Raw genomic sequence first — 13988 nt, 5'->3', positions numbered from 1 at the left:
TTCCAATCGCCACCTTATGTTTTCTATCCTGAAAATTTCATCAAAAGCGATTGTATGTTAACCTAATTGTTTTACATTTTTTATATACACCAATGATTCCGGGCCTTTATTACAAATAAGATCAAGAACCGAAAGGTCTTCCAAAAATCCTAATTTATCAGAAAACGTCTGGTAATATTCTTCCATTTGAAATTCCGAAGGAAGTTTTGCCGAAAACTTTTCTCTGAAACTGTTACTCTCCGGATTTTTGATATATTCTTCATTCAAAGAGTGTGCCTTTTCTGTTTTAAGTATCTGTTGGATTACTTCTATCCCTTTAAGGTTAAAATCCAGAAGGAACTTTTCTTTAAGGTCAAATATTTTTCTGAACTTATCTTCATAATATTCGAAATAAGGGGAGCTCTGGTATGCGGTCTTAATGGATTTCCAATGAAGCGTTCTCCAGTCTTCACGATAAGAGATCTCTACGTCTTTAAATTCTCTTTTCCCGTTATGGTTAATGGGAATTATTAATGACAATTTTCCGTTAGCTCCATAGATGTTGGCTCTGTTTCTATACGTCTGCTTCGGGAAATTTTCAAACTGTTCAAATACAATTTCATTCTCAGGATTCAAAAATACTGAGAACCATGAGATTGGGGGCATATAAAATGCCGGCAATAATACATTCGTCATATTCATAATACAAAAATGAAGTATTTTTTCAAATACTTCATTCTATTTTAAGTTTAATTTTTCTATTAGTTGTCTTCAGTCTTTTTCTTTCTGAATAATTTCATGAAATACTCCCATCCGAAGAACAGAATAAGGATCATCGCAGCAATCCACCAGTAAGAAGTTTTATTGGATTCTCCTGTATTGGTTGCTTTGAACATTCTTTCCCAACGGATTTTTTTAGGAGCCTGATACGTTGAGCTCGCATCCGGGAACACTCCCTGCACACTCATCCATGTAAACATTGGTTTTCCAACAATATTTTCCTCAGGAACAAAACCAAAGAATCTTGCATCTAATGACGCATCTCTGTTGTCCCCAATCATCATATAATAATCCTGCTGAATGGTATACTGACTCGCTTCTTTACCATTAATGAAGATCTTTCCGTTTTTCTTTTCTAAACTGTTGTGTTCATATTCAGAAATAATCCATTGGTACATTGGAAGTGTCTCCTGATTAATCGCCACCACATCTCCCTTTTTAGGAATTCTGACAGGTCCGTACCAATCCTGATTCCAAGGTTTGTTGATTGGGAAAATGGATTGTGTGGTATCAATTTTAGTTTTAGCTTCATCTCTGTAATATACGGCAGCTTCTCCTTTTGGCGAAACTTCTTCCTTCATATCAATAACGTGAGGAAGTTCTTTAATTTCTTTAGCTGTTTTATCTGTTAAGCCCTGGAATCCATAAAGGAAACCTCCGTTATTCTGCTGTACTTCCTGAACCGGTAAAAATCCATAAGCTTTATATAAAGTAGGGATATCCAGTTGCGCGTCCGTCGTTACAATATATCTGTGCTGTACTTCCTGATCTCCTAAAACAACTTCCGGCTTTCCGTTCACGAAAAGTCTTCCGGCTCTCATTTCAAAAGTATCTCCTGCTGTAGCCACACATCTTTTTACATAAGGATCTTTTCTGTCAATAGCAGTATGTACGGAATCCTGAGGATAGTTGAAAACTACCACATCATTTTTCTGTGGTTTGTTGAACTGTAAAATTCTTGTATAAGGAAGCTTTACTGCATCTACATAAGATTTAGGATCATCTTTTGGATTTCCTTTCTGTCCGGTATCCATAATGGTTCCCTGAAGGAAAGGTATGGCTACAGGGCGCATTGGAAGTCTGTAACCGTAGCTCCATTTGTTTACAAAAAGGAAGTCACCTACCAATAATGTTCTTTCCATAGATCCTGTAGGAATCCCGAAAGGCTGTGTTACAAAAACGTGGATAATGGTAGCGAAAACTACAGCAAAGGTAATGGAACCAATGAATGTATCTTTCTTCTTATCATTTTTCTCTTCGTCTGTAAGGAACAGGTCGTTTGCATTTTCATCTTCTAACTCTACATCTTTAGAATAGTTGATGACCGCCATATAAATAAACGGCAGAATCACGGTAAGAATCTGATCTTTGAAAAGTGTTTTCCCGAACTTCTTCACTAAATAAAGGTGGAAAACAGACATCATGATTGGCCCTACTATCGGAAGATAAGAAAGGATTGCCCACCATTTCGGATGTTTTGTTTCTTTAAGAATAATGAAATAGTTATAGAAAGGGATAAAAGCAAATAAAGGGCTATACCCCATTTTCTTGAACAGTTTCCAAGATGAAATCCCCATCAATACGGATAGTATGAGGACATATACTGTATAAGTTAAAAAATAATTCATAAATTTTTGTGCCTATTCTTAAGATATAAATAATAAAAATGATGAGTAATAAATGATAAAAGCATCCGCTGTTTACAATTCACTATTCATCATTTCCTGCTTATTGGTCTGCAATTTACAGAATTTGTTACAAATTAAAGTCCCAAAACGTCTTTCATTGCGAAGTTTCCTTTTTTATCTTTAATCCACTCGGCAGCGACTACGGCTCCCAGTGCAAAACCGTTTCTGTTGAAAGCGGTATGCTTGATCTCGATTTCGTCTACTTCACTTCTATAATATACGCTGTGTGTTCCCGGAACTTCATCTTCACGAACCGCAAAAATTCCAAGCTGCTTACCTTCTGTTTCTTCCAGCTTCCAGGCATCGAATTTCGGATTATTTTGAATGATTCCTTCTGCAATGGAAATTGCTGTTCCACTTGGAGCATCTTTTTTATGGATGTGGTGAATTTCTTCCAGCTGACAGGAATATTCATCAACATTTTTCATCAGATCCGCCAGTTTTTCGTTGAGCGCAAAGAATAAATTCACGCCTAAACTAAAGTTAGAACCATATAAGAAAGCAGTTCCATTATCTACCGCCAGTTTTTCAATTTCAGCTTTTTGATCAAGCCATCCTGTTGTTCCGCAGATCACCGGGATTTTATTTTCAAGACAAGCTTTGATGTTTTCAAATGCAACTTCCGGCAATGAGAACTCAATCACAACATCCGGATTATTAAGATTCTCAGCAGTTGGGGTTTCCTTCAGGCGGGCAACTACTTCATGACCTCTCTTCTGTGCGATCTCATCAATGATCTTACCCATTTTACCATACCCGACTAATGCTATTTTCATATAATCTTTTTATTTTTTAATCTGCATCCGATCCTCAGAGCTTCTGCAGGTGTATTGTCTTTTAAAATCTGTAACTTAAACTGAATCCTGTTTTTGGTGCGCTGTACCCATACTGATCCTGAATAACTGATGGTTTAAAAACCAAATCCGGATCATGACGGCTTTCGTAAAGGTGGGCATCTACTACAGCATCTACAATATTCAGAATATAGATCAAACCTGTAATAGCAATGGCATAATCCCTTTGTCTTTTGGCTCTGTCCTGCGCATTCCCCAAAGCTTTTTTGTCCAGCCACGGGTGACTGTCTACAAATTCATTGGGAGTACCATTCAGTTTTGCCACGTAATATTCGCGGTATTTTTTGTATTGATTATCATTCCATACGGCAATACCAACTCCTGCACCTACCGCTCCCCAAACAATCGGAATTTTCCAGTATTTTTTGTTATAAAACTGTCCTAATCCAGGTAATACGGCGGAGTATAATCCCGCTCTGGTAGGGTTTAGCTTTAAAGTTTTTGCCGTGGGGCCATTGGCTTTTTCAAGATCTTCTATAATCTTTGCTTCTGTTTTGCCTGGTTTTACCACACGAGGTTCTTCCTTCGGAGGAGTCTGCATCCGAACGGTATCGATAGGTTTTACTTGTGAGTAAGCCAGTGCAGCGATACACAAGAAAAATGTGAAAAATATTTTCTTCATTTATTTAATATGGGATAAAATATATTCCAGCTCTTCTTCATTTTTGAAGTCCAGAACAATTTTACCTTTTTTACCATTTCCAGAAGATTTGATTTCCACTTTTACGTCTAGGATATCTGCGATGGTCTTCTGGGCTTTTTTATAGTTATTGGAAAGCTCCACTTTTGCTTTTTTAGCAGCGGGAGACTTTGGGTTCTTCAATGCAGCAGCAGCCTGTTCAGCCTGACGAACATTTAATTTTTCTTTGATAATAAGATCAAATAAAACCTGCTGATCTTCTTCACTTTCAAGACTGATAATTGCCCTTCCGTGTCCTGCAGAAATCTCACCGCTTCTGATGGCATTCTGAATATCCGGATTTAATCTTAATAGTCTGATAGAATTGGTAATGGTACTTCTGTCCTTTCCTATTCTCTGGCTCAGGTTTTCCTGAGTAAGACCGATTTCCTCTAAAAGCCTGTGATAGGTTAATGCTATTTCGATAGCATCAAGATCCTCTCTCTGGATATTTTCAACAAGAGCCATCTCAAGAAGCTCCTGGTCATTGACTAAACGGATATAGGCAGGAATAGTCGTTAACCCTGCAATTTTAGTTGCCCTGTAACGTCTTTCCCCGGAAATGATTTCAAACTTTTCACCATCTTTTCTCAGGGTAATCGGCTGGATTACGCCTAAGTTTTTAATGGACTGTGCAAGTTCGTTTAATGCTTTTTCATCAAAATAAGTTCTCGGCTGCGTCGGGTTCGGATAGATATCTTCAAGCGCAACTTCCACAATATTTCCCACAAACTTATCTGCTCCTTCATCAGTAGCGGAATTGATCGTTGCTTTGGATTCTGCACTTAAAATGGCGCCCAAGCCGCGTCCCATAGCTCTTTTTTTGTCCTTCATAGATATAATTGATAAATGATGTTTGAAAAGTGATGACTGGCATTCACTCGTTGGCCATTTATTATTAAATTAATTCTTTATTAAGTTTTCATTCTTTAAAAGAACTTCTTCAGCTAACTGAATATACTGAACCGCTCCTTTACTTTCTGCATCATAGTTCAGGATACTTTCTCCAAAACTTGGTGCTTCACTCAATCTTACGTTTCTGCTGATGATGGTTTCAAAAACCATTTCAGGGAAATGCAGATTTACTTCTTCAACCACCTGATTGGATAATCTCAATCGGCTGTCGTACATCGTTAAAAGAAGACCTTCTATTCCAAGATCTTTATTGTGGATTTTCTGCACATTTTTAACGGTATTCAAAAGTTTGCCAAGCCCTTCCAATGCAAAGTACTCACACTGGATCGGAATAATTACAGAGTCTGCTGCTGTAAGCGCATTCACGGTAATAAGACCTAAACTCGGTGCACAGTCGATGATAATATAATCATAATCATCTCTTACGCTTGCCAGTGCTTTTTTCAGCATATACTCACGGTCTTCCTTGTCTACCAATTCAATTTCCGCAGCTACAAGGTCGATGTGTGACGGGATAATATCCAGATTTGGAGTTGCAGTTCTCTTGATACAAACTCTTGTATCCGCACTATGCTCCAGTAGATTATAGGTAGAATACTGAACATCCTCAACACCCAGACCGGATGTTGCATTCGCCTGAGGGTCAGCATCAATGATTAATATTCTTTTTTCCAATACTCCTAATGCTGCCGCCAAATTTACAGCGGTGGTAGTTTTACCAACACCTCCTTTTTGATTAGCAATACCTATGATTTTTGCCATTATTAGAACTTTAAGTTTCAAAAATACACTTTTTTCTTTGCTCTCGGTGAGTGGAGAAAATCAAAATTGAGTTAAAATATTGTTAATAAGCAATTTAACAATAAAAAAAATTATCCACAAAAAAAATTCTTTGTGGATAACTATTTGAAATTTACTTTTCCGTATTAATTCTCAAATTTCATGGAGATAGGAAATTTGAAATAACTTCTTACGTATTCTCCTTTTTTGTTTTTGGCCGGGATCCATTTTCCTCTGTTGGAAATTGTTTTAATTGTTCTCATTGCCTCATTATTAAAATCGGCGTTGGTTCCGTTAGCTTTTACCCCTGAGATGGTTCCGTCCATTTCTACAATAAAGGTAACTGTCGTCTTTACAACATCTTCGGATTCAAATCCTGAACTGTCGAAGCTGTTCATTACTTTATTTCTGAAGGAGTCTATTCCTCCTGCAAAATTGGCTTCTACACTTAATTCCGTTTCAATCTTTTTAGGATCTGTCTTTTCCATTACCGGATCAGCCTTTACAGCGGGTGACCCATCTCCTCCGATAATACGTGGAACAATTGGAATATAGGTTGTATTGGGTACTTCTTTGCCTTCCGATGTTTCTGTGCTTGCTACTGCATTCGTTTTATCTACAACTTGTTTTTCATTGGTAACAATTGCTTTAGGCTCTGGCAATCTTTCATCGTATGTTTTTACTGCGGGAGCTGGCGGCGTTGGTTTTACAATTTGTACCGGCGGATCTTTCGGTTTTTCTATCTCCTGAATTTCAACGACTCTCGGAAGTTCATATACTGTTCCAACAGGCTCGTCCACAGGTTTCATTGCAGAAATTACAAACGGTGTAATGGATACTGCAGCCATTAAACTTGCTCCGATAAAAAGCGCTTTGGTTAATATTCTATCTGATTCGTTTCTTAATACATAGGCACCATAGTCTTTATTGCGGTGCTCAAACAGGACTTCGTTGAACCGAAATTCCTGGTTTTGGTTATGTTGTTTCATCACTACTACTATTTAAACTGTTAAAAATTGTGATTATTAGTTTTGTTAGCTCTTATCGATAAGCAATATTGTAATATCAAAACATCTGCCAAAATTTTAGCAAAACAACATAATATTAGAAAATTTTATGACAATGTTTAAATTTTAACATTTACAAATAGAAAGTTTATCTAGAAAAACACTACTATTTTTCATACAAATAAAGAAACACAAATCACAGATTACAAGCTGAGTAAAGACATTATAAAAGCAGTAGAATAAGAGTAAGCGGTACTAATAGTCCCAGTGCATTAATAACAATCAGAATAATAGAACTGATCTTTGTTTTCAAAAAGCTTTTTGCAGCAAAATAGATTCCGCCCGTACTAAAAAGCAAACTGCAGACAATAAAAAGGATTAGTAAAAAATTTGAACTTAGACGGAATGGTAGCCCTAAATATACTATAAATAAAACAGCATAAGCAATGGTAAGATACAAACTGATCACAATATTATCCAGAAAACGCTGGGGTATTTTATTCTCTTCCATAATTTCTCTTTTGTACACTTTGTCTTAAAGCAAAAGTATGCAAAAATTCAAAATCGGGATTATTGCTTGAATAAAGGGCTGCCTATCCTTGTCAAGGTTTTTATCCTTGTCAAGGTTTTTAACCTTGACAAGGATAAAAGTAAATTTTTAAAACAAAAAAAAGAGACCATCCCATGATGATCTCTCTGTTATTTATATCTTTAAGAATATTAGAATAATTCTTTTCTGATGATGTTCTGACTTCTTTCAGGACCTACAGAAACTAAGTATACATTGATTCCTAAGTATTTTTCAATAAACTCAATGTATTTCTGAGCAGTATCAGGAAGTTCATCATAGCTTCTTGCTTTGGTAATATCTTCGCTCCAACCTGGTAAATCCTGATAGATTGGTTCGTAGTTGTATAATTTTTCTGTTGAAGAAGTGAAATAATCTATGATTTTTCCGTCTTCAGTTTTGTAATGTGTTACTACTTTCAGGTTCTCAATTCCTGTAAGAACGTCAAGCTTAGTGATCACCAGGTTGTTGATCCCGTTGATCATACAAGCATGCTTTAAAGAAACAAGGTCTAACCAACCTGTTCTTCTTGGTCTACCTGTAGTTGCTCCGAATTCACCACCAATCTGTCTGATTTTTTCACCCAGCTCATTATCCAATTCAGAAGGGAAAGGTCCGTTTCCTACTCTTGTACAGTAAGCTTTTGCTACTCCGATAAGGTTCTGAAGTGAAGTTGGTGGAACACCAGCTCCTGAACACACCCCTCCTGTAGATGGAGAAGATGAAGTTACGTATGGATAGGTACCGAAATCGATATCAAGCATTAATGCCTGTGCTCCTTCGAATAAAACGTTTTTACCGTCTCTGATCGCCTCGTTAAGCTCTAATTCAGTATCAACGATTCTGTCCTGAAGCTGCTTTCCGATGGCTAAATATTCGTTGTAGATTTCCTCAACGTCTAATGTTGGCTTTCCGTAATATTTTTCAAAAAGAGAATTCTTAACTTTTAAGTTTTTCTCAATTTTATCTCTTAAAATCTCAGGATTTAAAAGGTCTACCATTCTGATCCCGACTCTTGCAATTTTATCTTCATAACAAGGTCCGATTCCTTTTTTGGTAGTTCCGATCTGAGTTCCTCCGTGTTCCTCTTCACGGTAAGTATCCAAAAGGATGTGGTAAGGCATGATGACATGCGCTCTTCTGCTGATAAAGATATGATCTGTTCTTAAGCCTTTGCTCTCGATCTGACCAACTTCTTTAATGAAAGACTTAGGGTTTACCACTACTCCGTTCGCAATGATACATTTCCCTTTGCATTGAAGAACTCCTGAAGGAAGAAGGTGTAGAACGAATTTCTCATCACCCACATAAACCGTGTGACCAGCGTTGTCTCCACCCTGGAAACGCACTACATAGTCCGATTTTGCTGATAAAACATCCGTGATTTTACCTTTACCTTCATCTCCGTACTGAAGACCTACAACTACATAAGTTGACATATTTTACTTTTGTTTTTAGATTCGTGCAAAATTACTTTTAAAAAATTGGGTGAGCAAATTTGTGATGGATTTTATTTTTGAGTGGGGTGGAAATTATAGTATTTTACTTTATTATCTCATAGATCTAATCTTGTTAAAACAATCGGTAAATTATTTAGCAACAAGTGATGAAAGTTATGTTGATTTTTGATAAAGAAAACAATTATTCTTTAGATGAATACAAAGAAATATTATTCAATAACTTAGTTTAATTTTTTTTGATAAAATACCAAAAATTGGTATCTTTGATTAAAATTAACACAATGGCAAAAAACACATCCATACTATTAGGCGATTATTTTGACAACTTTATCAGCCAACAAATTAAATCCGGAAAATTTTCTTCTGCCAGCGAAGTTATAAGAACAGCTTTAAGAATGTTCGAACATGAAGAATCTAAAAAAACAGAATTAATCAACGAATTAAAAAAAGGGGAAAAATCTGGTTTTGTTGAAAATTTTGACCGTAAAGAATTTTTGAAAAACCTTCATCAAAAACATTCTGCTGACTAAATGAAATACAAAATCAGTAAAGAAGCGTCAAATGATTTAGAAAAAATCTGGCTTTACACCTTCGAAACCTGGTCAGTAAAACAGGCAGATCATTATTTTGATTTACTTATGAATGAAATTGAGTACTTATCTGAGAATCCAAAATCTGGAAAAGATTACGGTGAAATCAGGAAAGGATATTTCCGTTCAAGGGTGAAATCTCATTTTATATTTTACAAAATCAATCTTAAAAATAAAGAAATTGAAATCATAAGAATTCTTCATCAACAAATGGATATTTCATCAATATTAGATGAATAGAAAAATCATTAATTCTGTATCTTTAATTACCTTCCAAACCAAAAGAGAATCCCACCCATGAGATCACTACTAAAATCAGGATACTTATCTGTAACCTCAAACGATCAAACCCAACTCTTTTATACTTTATTTTATCCGGAAGCATCTTCTGTGAAAGCCACCCTTCTCATTGTTCACGGTATGCAGGAACACAGCGGAAGATATGCTGAGATTGCTGAATATTTTGCCAGTCAGGGAATTGCTGTATTGGCTTATGATCATCTGGGACATGGAAAATCTGTAAAGGAGAAAAAAGAGATTGGTTTCTTCCAACTTGAAAAACCGGATGAAAGGCTTGTTGCAGATGCTGAAATGATGGCAGATCATCTTGCAGAGCAATATCCTGATGTTCCTCATTTTATTTTGGGACATTCTATGGGATCTTTTATAACACGCTGTCTTCTTCAAAAGGCAAGCAATAAATTTTCCGGAGCTATCATTACTGGAACAGGTGGACCTTTGCCTGGAATAGATCTATTGAGAGGTTATTTGTCATTGGCCAATGCCATAGCGCCTCATCATCGTACTTTTTTGAATTCTGTTTTCACGAGTGTCAATAACAAACATTTTAAAAAGGATAAAGACTTCAGTGATACCAGCTGGCTGAGTGTAGATACAAAAAACAGAAAAGCTTTTGAACAGGATGAACTTTGCGGAATTCCGTTTACCCATAATGCTTTTTATACTTTATTTACCATTTATAAAAAGGCTACCGCAAGAAACTGGGCTTCTTCTGTTTCAAAATTCTTCCCTTTTTTGTTTGTAAGCGGGCAGAATGATCCGATTGGTGATTTTGGAAAAGGAGTCATGCATACGGTCGATAACTTAAAAACTGATGGTTTTCAAAATGTAGATGTAAAGATCTATCCGGAAATGCGCCATGAGATTTTGAACGAATCCATAAGAGAAGAGGTACTGAAGGAAATTTATAAGTGGATATTTAAATTCAATAATCATAGAGAATAAAAATTCCAGATAGCAATTATCTGGAATTTCTGTATAGGTTTTGGCTAAAGCCGATGGAGTTGTTTTGATGTTGAAGGCGGGCTAAAGCCCACCCCTATTGAATATCTAAAGGATTTTGTTTGATTTGCAAGAAATATAATAATTACCCCAGCATCAAATCTCTGTCAATTCCAATCTCCTTCAGAAAAACTTCATCATGGGAAATAACCAATAGGGTTCCGTGATAATCTTTGATAGAATTGGTGAGAATTTCTACATTTTGCAGATCTAAATTATTGGTTGGTTCATCAAGGATAATCATATCAGGCGCTTTGTTACTGATGGAAAGTCCGCAAAGAAGTAACCGTAAACGTTCACCGCCACTCAGCATCCCACATTTCTTGTCCCAGGTGTCTTTCCAGAATAAAAATCTGGACAGTAATGTTTTCACTTCGGATTCCTGCATGGCACTGTCATTGAAAGTCTGTACAAAATCATAAATCGTCGATTCATGATCAATCAGGGAATATTCCTGATCAATATAGATGCTGTTGAATTCCGTCTTATTTATTTTCCCTTCCGAAGGGTCAAGTTTTCCCAACAGAAGCTTTATCAATGTCGTTTTCCCGGACCCGTTTGAACCTTTCACTGAGATTCGATCTCCGCTTCGGACCTCAAGGCTGATATTTTCTTTCCAGAGTTTTTCTTTTCCGTAAGTGAAATTAACATCTTCAGCGGCAACAAGGATTTTTCCTAAATGCAGATTGGAATCATTAAAATTAACTTTCATCTGATCAGAATTCTTTAAAGAGGAGCGCAGATCTCTCAAATCACCGGAAATCCCACTGATTTTCTCTGCGTGTACACTTTTAAGTTTTGCACTGTTCTTTTCAGCATTATTCCGAAGCGTATTCATCATAATTCTGGCGACTCCGGATTTTTCCTGCTTTCCTTTACCTCTTGCATCCAGCTTTTGCTTTCGTTCCAGGGTTTCCCGTTCTTTTTCTTTTGCTTTTTTCAGAGCCCGTTCTTTGGAATGGATATCATTTTGCAATGCTTCCTGCTCCACTTCTTTCTGCTCTGCATAAAAGTCATAGTTTCCACCATAAGTTGCAATTCCCTGATTGCTTAATTCGAATATGGTATCCACAAGATTGAGCAAAGTACGGTCGTGGCTTACGATAACCACTGTTGCATCTGTTTTGCCAATAAGATCATACAAGAGTTTTCTTCCTTCCCTATCCAGGTGATTGGTCGGCTCATCCAATATGATCGTATCAGGTTGATTAATCTGAATTCCGGCGAGAAAAACTTTAGTCTTCTGTCCTCCACTCAGGCCTTCCAGCTTTTGAGTTAATTCAAAATTTTCAAGTCCCCAATGCACCAAAGCATGCTGACATCGTTCTTCAATATCCCAGTCGTCATTGAGTGTTTCAAAATACATTTCATCCACTTCTCCATTGGTAATTTTTTGAAGAGCATGGAGTTTCTGATCTATTTTCAGACATTCTGCAATGGTAAGATGATTGCAATTCCCGAACATCTGCGGTACATAAAAGATATTGCCTGGGACATTAATATTCCCTTCTAAAGGTTGTATTTCGCCCGCGATTATTTTCAGCAGGGTTGATTTCCCCATACCGTTACTCCCTACCAGGGCAGATTTGGTATGAGACTGTATTGTTAAATTGATATGATTGAATAGAAGATTTCCTCCCGGAAACCCAAAGGATATATTTTGCAGTAAAATCATGATTTCTTTCTTAATAAAGGTTGAACACCGGCAACATTATTGTTACCGTTTTATTGAGTCTGAAAGAAATGATATCCTACATATCCGTTTTTTTTGGCTTTGAAAGAACAAAGATAGTCATTTTCCGTAATATATGATTCTTCACAAAAATACAAGACATTTATCATCATATTGTTCTGCCTTATTTCAAACACCTGTTTTTATCGCTTTCAAAATCCTTTTTTTGGGGCTATATCATTCTATCTCATTAAAAATCTTATCATTATTACTCTTTAAACATTGTTCGTTATCCTATTCAATTTTGCTGTTGCGATATCTTTTAACTTTCGAACTGATAAAAACAGGAAAGTATTTTAATCAAAAATCCGTAACTTTGCCAACTACTAAAAATTTTATGGAAAGCATTAAAGTTCACGACAAAACTTTCGTTCCTTATTTAAAGGATGCCGAAATTCAGGAAATTGTAAAAGAGACAGCGTTAAGAATTTATGAAGATTACAAGGATGAAGTTCCTGTTTTCATTGGGGTATTAAATGGAGTGGTGATGTTCTTCTCTGATCTTTTAAAATATTACCCGGGAGAATGCGAAATTGCCTTCATTCAAATGAGTTCTTATGTAGGAACTGAATCTACAGGGATCGTTTATCAGAAAATGGAGCTTACTAAAGAAGTGAAAGACCGTCACATCATTCTTGTAGAAGACATCGTAGATACAGGAAATACGGTTGAAAGTCTTTTCAAATATTTCAAGGAAACACAACGTCCTAAATCTATAAAACTGGCTAGTTTCTTATTGAAACCTGAGATTTACAAGAAAGATTTCAAACTGGATTATATCGGAAAAGAAATTCCTAATAAGTTTGTACTTGGATACGGACTGGATTATGATGAGTTAGGAAGAAACCTACCGAATTTATATCAGTTGGAAGACGGACAAATCAACCATTAAATGCTGTTGGCTATTAGCTGATAGCTTTTAGCTTAAAATTATATAAAGAAATAAATTTAATAATAACTTAAAAAAGCTGAAAGCAAAAAAGCAAGCCGCCAAAAGCCACGAGCCAGAAGCAAAATGCCCATTGCTGGAAGCGTATCAACATTATGATAAACATTGTTCTGTTCGGCCCTCCAGGAAGTGGAAAAGGAACACAAGCTCAGAATCTAATCGAGAAATTCAATTTAAAACAGGTTTCAACGGGTGATCTTTTCAGATACAATATGAAAAATGACACTGAACTTGGAAAACTGGCTAAGTCATATATCGATAAGGGAGAACTGGTTCCGGATCAGGTAACAACAGATATGCTGATCGACGAGATCAAAAAACCTACTGATACCAACGGTTTTATTTTTGACGGATATCCAAGAACCACTGCACAGACAGAAGCTTTGGAAACGATCGTTAAAGAAGTACTGAATGACGAGATTGACATCTGTCTTTCATTGGTAGTAGAGGACAAAATTTTGGTTGAAAGACTTTTGAAAAGAGGTGAAACCAGCGGAAGATCAGACGACAGCAATGTAGAGATCATCGAAAACAGAATTAAAGAATATTATACCAAAACAGCAGAAGTTGCCGAGCTTTATAAGCAGCAGGGTAAATATGTAGAGGTAAACGGTGTTGGAGAAATTGATGAGATTTCCCAAAAACTTTTCGCTGAGGTAGAGAAAATTAAATAATCGGGATACGGGTGCGGGATAGAAAATTTCC

Annotated in this window: 15 protein-coding genes; 5 read left to right on the top strand and 10 right to left on the bottom strand. The window is 36.4% G+C overall.

The annotated features are described in order from the left end of the window. Positions 1 to 57: 57 nt before the first annotated feature. The 9 genes from DDF69_RS14570 to DDF69_RS14530 all read right to left on the bottom strand — a co-directional run bounded on the left by DDF69_RS14570 (position 58) and on the right by DDF69_RS14530 (position 8689). Positions 58 to 681: a WbqC family protein gene (locus DDF69_RS14570; protein ID WP_185144353.1), complete on the bottom strand. Its 624-nt coding sequence runs from the start codon at positions 679 to 681 to the stop codon at positions 58 to 60. A gap of 59 nt (positions 682 to 740) precedes the next feature. Next, entirely contained in the window at positions 741 to 2387 is a 1647-nt protein-coding gene (gene lepB, locus DDF69_RS14565; RefSeq protein WP_114821412.1) for a signal peptidase I, read from the bottom strand. Positions 2388 to 2521: 134 nt separating this feature from the next. Then, complete coding sequence (gene dapB, locus DDF69_RS14560; protein ID WP_114821411.1) at positions 2522 to 3223, bottom strand: 4-hydroxy-tetrahydrodipicolinate reductase; 702 nt, start codon at positions 3221 to 3223, stop codon at positions 2522 to 2524. A gap of 61 nt (positions 3224 to 3284) precedes the next feature. After that, the gene (locus DDF69_RS14555) at positions 3285 to 3923 is read right to left on the bottom strand and encodes a DUF5683 domain-containing protein (protein ID WP_114821410.1); all 639 of its coding nucleotides are present in this window, start codon (positions 3921 to 3923) and stop codon (positions 3285 to 3287) included. Beyond that, positions 3924 to 4814 carry a ParB/RepB/Spo0J family partition protein gene (locus tag DDF69_RS14550; RefSeq protein WP_034697457.1) on the bottom strand — a complete coding sequence of 297 codons (891 nt, stop codon included), beginning with the start codon at positions 4812 to 4814 and terminating at the stop codon, positions 3924 to 3926. 69 nt (positions 4815 to 4883) lie between these two features. Then, on the bottom strand, positions 4884 to 5657 hold the full coding sequence (locus DDF69_RS14545; protein WP_002981269.1) for a ParA family protein: 774 nt from the start codon (positions 5655 to 5657) through the stop codon (positions 4884 to 4886). 164 nt (positions 5658 to 5821) lie between these two features. Then, the gene (locus tag DDF69_RS14540; RefSeq protein ID WP_114821409.1) at positions 5822 to 6664 is read right to left on the bottom strand and encodes an energy transducer TonB; all 843 of its coding nucleotides are present in this window, start codon (positions 6662 to 6664) and stop codon (positions 5822 to 5824) included. Between the two features lie 241 nt (positions 6665 to 6905). Continuing rightward, positions 6906 to 7193 carry a hypothetical protein gene (locus DDF69_RS14535; RefSeq protein WP_162800939.1) on the bottom strand — a complete coding sequence of 96 codons (288 nt, stop codon included), beginning with the start codon at positions 7191 to 7193 and terminating at the stop codon, positions 6906 to 6908. 209 nt (positions 7194 to 7402) lie between these two features. Beyond that, positions 7403 to 8689 carry an adenylosuccinate synthase gene (locus tag DDF69_RS14530; protein WP_062676417.1) on the bottom strand — a complete coding sequence of 429 codons (1287 nt, stop codon included), beginning with the start codon at positions 8687 to 8689 and terminating at the stop codon, positions 7403 to 7405. Positions 8690 to 8991: 302 nt separating this feature from the next. Between DDF69_RS14530 and DDF69_RS14525 the strand changes: the two genes are divergently transcribed. The 3 genes from DDF69_RS14525 to DDF69_RS14515 are packed head-to-tail and all read left to right on the top strand — an operon-like array spanning position 8992 to position 10545. Beyond that, positions 8992 to 9240, top strand: coding sequence for a type II toxin-antitoxin system ParD family antitoxin (locus tag DDF69_RS14525; protein ID WP_114821407.1), 249 nt, complete (start codon positions 8992 to 8994; stop codon positions 9238 to 9240). Continuing rightward, the gene (locus tag DDF69_RS14520; protein WP_114821406.1) at positions 9241 to 9540 is read left to right on the top strand and encodes a type II toxin-antitoxin system RelE/ParE family toxin; all 300 of its coding nucleotides are present in this window, start codon (positions 9241 to 9243) and stop codon (positions 9538 to 9540) included. A gap of 57 nt (positions 9541 to 9597) precedes the next feature. After that, positions 9598 to 10545: an alpha/beta fold hydrolase gene (locus tag DDF69_RS14515; protein WP_114821405.1), complete on the top strand. Its 948-nt coding sequence runs from the start codon at positions 9598 to 9600 to the stop codon at positions 10543 to 10545. Between the two features lie 142 nt (positions 10546 to 10687). Here the strand turns inward: DDF69_RS14515 and DDF69_RS14510 are convergent, their stop codons facing one another. Beyond that, positions 10688 to 12277, bottom strand: a complete 1590-nt coding sequence (locus tag DDF69_RS14510; protein WP_114821404.1) for an ABC-F family ATP-binding cassette domain-containing protein — start codon at positions 12275 to 12277, stop codon at positions 10688 to 10690. A gap of 394 nt (positions 12278 to 12671) precedes the next feature. Between DDF69_RS14510 and DDF69_RS14505 the strand changes: the two genes are divergently transcribed. Together DDF69_RS14505 and DDF69_RS14500 are read left to right on the top strand one after the other, a co-directional pair. Beyond that, on the top strand, positions 12672 to 13226 hold the full coding sequence (locus tag DDF69_RS14505) for a phosphoribosyltransferase (RefSeq protein ID WP_034697447.1): 555 nt from the start codon (positions 12672 to 12674) through the stop codon (positions 13224 to 13226). A gap of 152 nt (positions 13227 to 13378) precedes the next feature. Then, positions 13379 to 13957 (top strand): adenylate kinase, encoded by a 579-nt coding sequence (locus DDF69_RS14500; protein ID WP_034697446.1) that lies wholly within the window; start codon positions 13379 to 13381, stop codon positions 13955 to 13957. Positions 13958 to 13988 lie beyond the last annotated feature (31 nt).

Origin of the sequence: Chryseobacterium sp. KLBC 52 (assembly GCF_003347605.1) — a bacterium.
Classification (GTDB): domain Bacteria; phylum Bacteroidota; class Bacteroidia; order Flavobacteriales; family Weeksellaceae; genus Chryseobacterium.
This window is presented reverse-complemented; position numbering and strand designations above follow the sequence as displayed.

Bases quoted from the DNA above. Each gene is read 5' to 3' on its own strand.
- DDF69_RS14550 (WP_034697457.1), bottom strand. From the start codon at position 4,814: ATGAAGGACAAAAAAAGAGCTATGGGACGCGGCTTGGGCGCCATTTTA.
- DDF69_RS14540 (WP_114821409.1), bottom strand. From the start codon at position 6,664: ATGAAACAACATAACCAAAACCAGGAATTTCGGTTCAACGAAGTCCTG.
- DDF69_RS14535 (WP_162800939.1), bottom strand. From the start codon at position 7,193: ATGGAAGAGAATAAAATACCCCAGCGTTTTCTGGATAATATTGTGATC.
- DDF69_RS14510 (WP_114821404.1), bottom strand. From the start codon at position 12,277: ATGATTTTACTGCAAAATATATCCTTTGGGTTTCCGGGAGGAAATCTT.
- dapB (WP_114821411.1), bottom strand. From the start codon at position 3,223: ATGAAAATAGCATTAGTCGGGTATGGTAAAATGGGTAAGATCATTGAT.
- DDF69_RS14515 (WP_114821405.1), top strand. From the start codon at position 9,598: ATGAGATCACTACTAAAATCAGGATACTTATCTGTAACCTCAAACGAT.
- DDF69_RS14570 (WP_185144353.1), bottom strand. From the start codon at position 681: ATGAATATGACGAATGTATTATTGCCGGCATTTTATATGCCCCCAATC.
- DDF69_RS14530 (WP_062676417.1), bottom strand. From the start codon at position 8,689: ATGTCAACTTATGTAGTTGTAGGTCTTCAGTACGGAGATGAAGGTAAA.
- DDF69_RS14555 (WP_114821410.1), bottom strand. From the start codon at position 3,923: ATGAAGAAAATATTTTTCACATTTTTCTTGTGTATCGCTGCACTGGCT.
- DDF69_RS14500 (WP_034697446.1), top strand. From the start codon at position 13,379: ATGATAAACATTGTTCTGTTCGGCCCTCCAGGAAGTGGAAAAGGAACA.
- DDF69_RS14525 (WP_114821407.1), top strand. From the start codon at position 8,992: ATGGCAAAAAACACATCCATACTATTAGGCGATTATTTTGACAACTTT.
- DDF69_RS14505 (WP_034697447.1), top strand. From the start codon at position 12,672: ATGGAAAGCATTAAAGTTCACGACAAAACTTTCGTTCCTTATTTAAAG.
- lepB (WP_114821412.1), bottom strand. From the start codon at position 2,387: ATGAATTATTTTTTAACTTATACAGTATATGTCCTCATACTATCCGTA.
- DDF69_RS14520 (WP_114821406.1), top strand. From the start codon at position 9,241: ATGAAATACAAAATCAGTAAAGAAGCGTCAAATGATTTAGAAAAAATC.
- DDF69_RS14545 (WP_002981269.1), bottom strand. From the start codon at position 5,657: ATGGCAAAAATCATAGGTATTGCTAATCAAAAAGGAGGTGTTGGTAAA.